Origin of the sequence: Acinetobacter haemolyticus, from assembly GCF_003323815.1 — a bacterium.
Classification (GTDB): Bacteria; Pseudomonadota; Gammaproteobacteria; order Pseudomonadales; family Moraxellaceae; genus Acinetobacter; species Acinetobacter haemolyticus.
The window spans coordinates 896,783-902,383 of the sequence record NZ_CP030880.1; the positions used below are offsets into that span (position 1 = coordinate 896,783).

Here is a 5,601-nt window from a genome sequence, read left to right on the forward strand (position 1 = left end):
TCTTTAGCCCTCAATAAGATTCTTTGAATTTGTCATGATAAGTTCAATATCTGACTTCGAAATTTGCTCAGTGTCTGCTAATTCTGTGAATTTGATACGGCAGTCTATTACCTGTTGGACTTTATCCCAAGTTTTTAATCTGTTCATTAATAATTTAAAAATTTGGTTTCCTGCCATGAGTTGCTGTTCTTTAGTGAGAGTGAAAAGGCTAGGCATAATTTCATTAAACATAGCCATTCTATCAATCAATTGCGTTCTAGGATAAATTGCCTGATCAGCATTACATGATTTATAGATTACTGCATTCTCACAGACTTCCTGAAGTTGTTGATAATGATTGACCTCCTCCATTTCAATAATGAGTTCTGCATCTCGCATCGTAATGAGAGTTAGCTCATTTGTACTTGCATCTGAGGGGGTACTATTTATTAAGTTATGACAACGAGTTATATGCCCATATGTTGCTTGTATATCACATAGCAACATATCTAATTTCTTCGCTGTTAACTCATATTCTGATTCAAAATTGCGTAATTCAGTTTCGAGCTTAGGGCGTTGTGTTTTACCTAAGAATTCTTGTTGTTTGAGATTTGCTATATATTCTTCTTGCTCTAATTTATTAATTTCATGATTTAGTGAAGTAATTTTCTTTTGTAATTGGCTACATGCATCTGATTGAGTATTTGCTTGTAGTAAAATTTCATTTGCAATCGCTAGAAGTCCACCTAAGAATGCTGGTCCAGTAATAAAATGTCTGCATCTAATACAATTTTGAATCCCCAAATAACCTTGAGGGGTCGGGGTATAGAATGAGCTACTTTGAATTAATTCTCCACCATCTTGGCATCTTGATGCTGCAAAAGGGCAAATACCATAGTCTCTAAAAATATAATTTCCAGCTGGTATATCATTATTTAATGCTTGTAATAGTTCAGCGTTACTGCCAACTAGTTGATTTTTGATATCTTCAATTTTGTTCTGTTCAATTGTATGTTGAATTGCTTCAGCTTCATTCTTTAATATAACTTTTTCACTTTCTTCTAGCTTCGTCCTTATGTCCTGTTGAGAAACTTTGCAGTAATAAATGGACATAATTACTGAACTATGCCCAACAATTTTCATAACTATCTCGATAGGCATGCCCATCTCTATGACATATGCTGTTATGAGGCTTACACGCATACTATGTGGGGTATATTTTGATTTATATGCACCTATTGTTGCTGGATTACCTTCAAGATTTGATAAGTTAAGATTAGTAGGTTGTATATAGTAAAGAGCGGTTGCTAATCGAGGTGTTAATGCATTAGACACCGCTGCCGGTTCAAAATCCCCAAACCTTCTAAATAAAAAACAATTTATACCTTTAGATTTTCTTTGTAACTCATTTAAGTTAGTTCTTTGGCAATCTAACCAAGTGCTAGGGGCCTTAATAGCATTATACTTTTGCTGCCATTTTCTTAATTTTATTAGCCAATATGCAAGATCTTCTGGAATCCAGGGTACGGTATAACCTAATCCATTATTATTGGTTTTATTGGTAGTAGTGAACATACCCAATTGTCCATCTGGCATACGTTTTATAAAGGATTGCTCTTTGGTCAAGCCAGCAAATAATGACGGATTTTCTATCCAGATAATTTGATTATGTTCATCAATATCAGCAATGTACTTATCGGCTTCACCAGAGTCGTTATAAGCAATTTGCCTACCCCTCAATGGCACCTTTGTTAAAGTATATGTATGTATCCAATCAATTGGACACCACAAATAGTATTGATCATCTATTTTTTTGTAGATGCAATCCTGGTCATTAGGGTCAATCAAGTGGGAATTAATCTTAACCCAGTCAACATCAAATTTTTGTAAGTGGGCAAGATCTCTGAAATTCTTTGCTGTTACGGGAATAATCCAATTTTGTACTTTTTTAACAAAATGATACTGTAAGCAAGGTTTGGTTGTTTCAGAGCGTAAAGAGGAAGATGAAATATTCTGTTGAACTAATAATAGAGTAAAGGGATTACGTGCATTATCAACGCGTACAATTTCTCCTGTATCTTCATCTTCAATAGTCAGGTCATTATTAATGATATAATCAAGAAACTCGTTTACCGCAATCACAAGTTTTCTTCTCATATGATCAGATTCGCAATTTTCAAGAATATTTCGAAAGGGTTTAACGTCGAATTTTTTCTGAACTAGAAAAATATGAGGAGATTTACTTTTATCAAATCTTTCTATGTATAGACGTACAAATCGACATAAATGACTTTCTTTTGTACCACCACCTCGAGCTACTTTCATAAATTCAATTATTTTAGTAGCCCATTCATGATATTCATAAGAAATAAATTCGGGTTTAAAGGGCTCCTCTTTCCCTAAGAATTTAAACCAATTCTCCCATTCGTCTCCATAGCTACCTTGTGGATCAAGTGGTATTGATGAATCATTTTGTTTGTTAACAAAGTCTTTATATTCTTTTGCATTCTTTAAGTTTTGTGCATGAATAATTTTCTTTAAATCTAGATAAGTAATAATTTCTGGAATATCAAAAAAGTCCTTATAGCTTATCCATTCATCATAAATACGTTCAGGATGTGCTGGTAAATTATGCTGACGATAGCTTTTCTTATAAATAACAGAATTTGTAATCCCTAATTGCTTACAAGTTTTTTTCAAGTCTTCAAAATTTGGAAAGGGTGAATAAGAGGTTGCAAGTCCTGACTTACTAATATTTCTTAGATTGAAGTGTTTTATCATTTTATGCCTCTTAATTTTTCTTTGACTTCTTCTAGCGTTGGTTTGATATAGACTAAACAGGAGATAGGACTTTTATGATGCATTGCTTTTTGAATTGCTATTTGATCTAGACCCGCTGTTCTAGCTCTGAAGCCGTAAGCATGTCTATGGCCATGTTCACTTGTACCAAGTTCTTTTTTACATTCTAGGCCGATGCGTTCTACTGCATTTTTATGAAGTCTTTGGAAGTTTTTAATTGTTTCTGGTGCTCCTAAGCTATTAGTAAATGCAAAAGGGTGGGGATTATTTTTTGGCGGCTCAACACGTTGATATTTTAAGTAGTTTATCCAAACTGCTAGAAATTCTCGTGCTTTTTCAGGTGGGTTAAAAAGTACTTCAAAGTAGCCATCTTTAGAAGTTAATAACGGTGTCTTCCAGCCTGAGTATAATCGTTCAGAAAATGAGTAGGTGCTTCTTGGCTTATATGATGTTTTGGAAAGAAGATACTCTTGCCTATTTCTATAATTTGGATCAGGTGAACTTCCTATAATTGGATGATAAACACGAACCAAAGCTTCCTTCGAATGATTCGGGTGTAAAGTAATATCAGAAATGAAAAGGTGAAAAACCTCGCTTTTTCTTAACCCTCCATAATTCATAAGCATTGTAATAGCTTGTGATTTATAGTCGAATAGCCCATTTTTCTCAAAACCTAAATAGAGAAGCCTTTCGATTTGGTTTTCAGGGAAACGGATTGCATATTCCGTATCATATTGATTTTCTTGTAATGAGCCAACTAAGCGTACTTGTTGTTGGGTAATATTTGCTTTGTCTTTATTTGTTAAATGGTTTAGGAATACATTTGCTTGTTTGTGGTAATAGGCACACCAATTAAGGCGTTCCTCATAGCTGGTTGCTTTACGAAAAGGGTTAACTCTTGGAGAGTTATATTCATCTTGTAGAGCTAAGAAGTCAGTATAGTGTGTGATGTGAAATAATAAGTTATTAGTGTCAGTGATAGTTCTAGGTCGCCAATAAAGATCGAGAGGATCACTAAGGGTTTTATAATTGATTGTCCCTGTAGCTAGAGATTCTGTAAATGATTTGAGTAGTATCGTAGCACTTTCAATATTTGGAACGGCATTGATATATTTCAGCAAAAGCTGCAAAGCGAAACTTGAGCGTTCTTTCCAAGCCTCGCTTTTTGAGTTGAACCAAGCCAAATACCTTAAGTGAGAAATCACCACACCTTTTTCAGTAAGGATCGATGGTAACGTTAATACTCTTCTTGTAGTACAGTCAGTGTAATTTACATAAATCTTTCGAACATAAGGCATATAATTTTTAGTACATATTATTGGGTGTTTAATTATTAGGCTAACAATATTTGATCAATTGTCAATTTGATTGGGTTGTAAATAGTATGTTTAGTCATGGGGTTATAATATCAATACAACAAACAATTGCTCAGGAAAATTGATCGACGAGTACGCTATCTTGGTAAACGTTTAGAAGAGTTAAAAATTGTAGACTATGTTCCTGAACAAGAGGGAAAGGTTTACTTCGGGGCTTGGGTCGAGATCGAAAATGAAGCGGGTGAACAAAAAATTTTGAGAATAGTTGGTATTGATGAGATTTATGATCATCATCCTCAACATATTTCGATTGAATCACCCATGGCGCGTGCATTATTAACTAAACAAGTTGATGACGAGGTTGAAGTGCATACCCCATTGGGCAAAAAGGTTTGGTATATCAACTCAATTCGTTATGAAAAATAGAAAATCTATAAAAATTCAGCTTGTTGAGTTTATTTTGAGCATTCAGTTTATAAATTTGAATAAAAGGTTTGCCAACTTGCACTTTTATTTATATGATAGCCGCCATTGGAAGCGTGGCAGAGCGGTTTAATGCACCGGTCTTGAAAACCGACGAGGGTGTGAGTCCTCCGTGAGTTCGAATCTCACCGCTTCCGCCAAATATCTTAAAGGGAATCAAATACATAGTTTGATTCCCTTTTTCTTTGGCACAATTTTGGCACTATTCGAAATTTTAGCGATCGAAGGCAGGATAGAAACCTCATATACGACACGAGGTACTTTGGAGTTATATCTCTTTAAAAAATTGAACAATGGTCAATTCCAAATGATTTCAAAACAGCTCAGAGGAAGTTAAAAGTATTGAGAGATATGGTCTAACCTCATGGAATGCCCAAGAATTTAAAAAGAACTTACAAGCGTTTGGAAATAATACACTAGGAAGCTGTATCATTGATGGTTATTACGGAAATGGTTATGGGGAAAGCGTATGGTCACTTCTTCTGATAAATGAAGGAGGCTATATTGTTGAACAAATGTTCGAAGAAGGAAGAGTTTCAGGACAACCAGAGTACGGCTATTCTTCCGCAATCCCAGTCAACAAAAATGGACAACCATTTTATCCATTCCAGATTCATTATCAGGGAACGGATATGAAAGAAAATAATTGGATGGTTAAAGTAAATAAAATTGTACTTTATCATTATGATAGTAAGAATAAGTTTTCAATTCAGCACATATCAAGTCCTCTAAAAATGAGCTGGGTGATCTAAAAAAGATTAATAGACTTCTTTCATAAATCCCCTTTATTTCTACTTATGTGGGATATAAAAAGAGAGTGGCAATAATTATGAAAGAAGTCTATTTTTTATCTGTAATTAACAATCAGACGATTAAGTAAAATTATTTTAAAATTTAAAGCTTTATTTAGCTAACTAGCTAATTCTTTTTAATAATAAATTGATTTAAAGAAAATTAATCACTAATATCTAAGGCATTTATACTTAACTAAAAGCATACAAATTCATAACAATCTGGGGGGATT

At 34.0% G+C, this 5,601-nt stretch carries 2 protein-coding genes, 1 tRNA gene and 2 pseudogenes; 3 read left to right on the forward strand and 2 right to left on the reverse strand.

Annotated features, from left to right (window positions below; translation table 11 throughout):
- Positions 1 to 3: 3 nt before the first annotated feature.
- Positions 4 to 2,760 (reverse strand): gamma-mobile-trio integrase GmtZ, encoded by a 2,757-nt coding sequence (gene gmtZ / locus DS737_RS04140; RefSeq protein ID WP_113996839.1) that lies wholly within the window; start codon positions 2,758 to 2,760, stop codon positions 4 to 6.
- Complete coding sequence (gmtY, locus tag DS737_RS04145; protein WP_113996840.1) at positions 2,757 to 4,076, reverse strand: gamma-mobile-trio recombinase GmtY; 1,320 nt, start codon at positions 4,074 to 4,076, stop codon at positions 2,757 to 2,759. The genes gmtZ and gmtY overlap by 4 nt, the downstream gene beginning before the upstream one ends.
- 108 nt (positions 4,077 to 4,184) lie before the next feature.
- Between gmtY and DS737_RS04150 the strand changes: the two are divergent.
- From DS737_RS04150 to DS737_RS16345, 3 genes and pseudogenes are all read left to right on the forward strand, one after another.
- Positions 4,185 to 4,520 (forward strand): annotated as a pseudogene (locus tag DS737_RS04150) (GreA/GreB family elongation factor); the annotation flags it as partial.
- 107 nt (positions 4,521 to 4,627) lie between these two features.
- A tRNA-Ser gene (locus DS737_RS04155) sits at positions 4,628 to 4,717 on the forward strand.
- A 74-nt stretch (positions 4,718 to 4,791) separates the two neighbouring features.
- Positions 4,792 to 5,329 (forward strand): annotated as a pseudogene (locus tag DS737_RS16345) (sel1 repeat family protein); the annotation flags it as partial.
- Positions 5,330 to 5,601 lie beyond the last annotated feature (272 nt).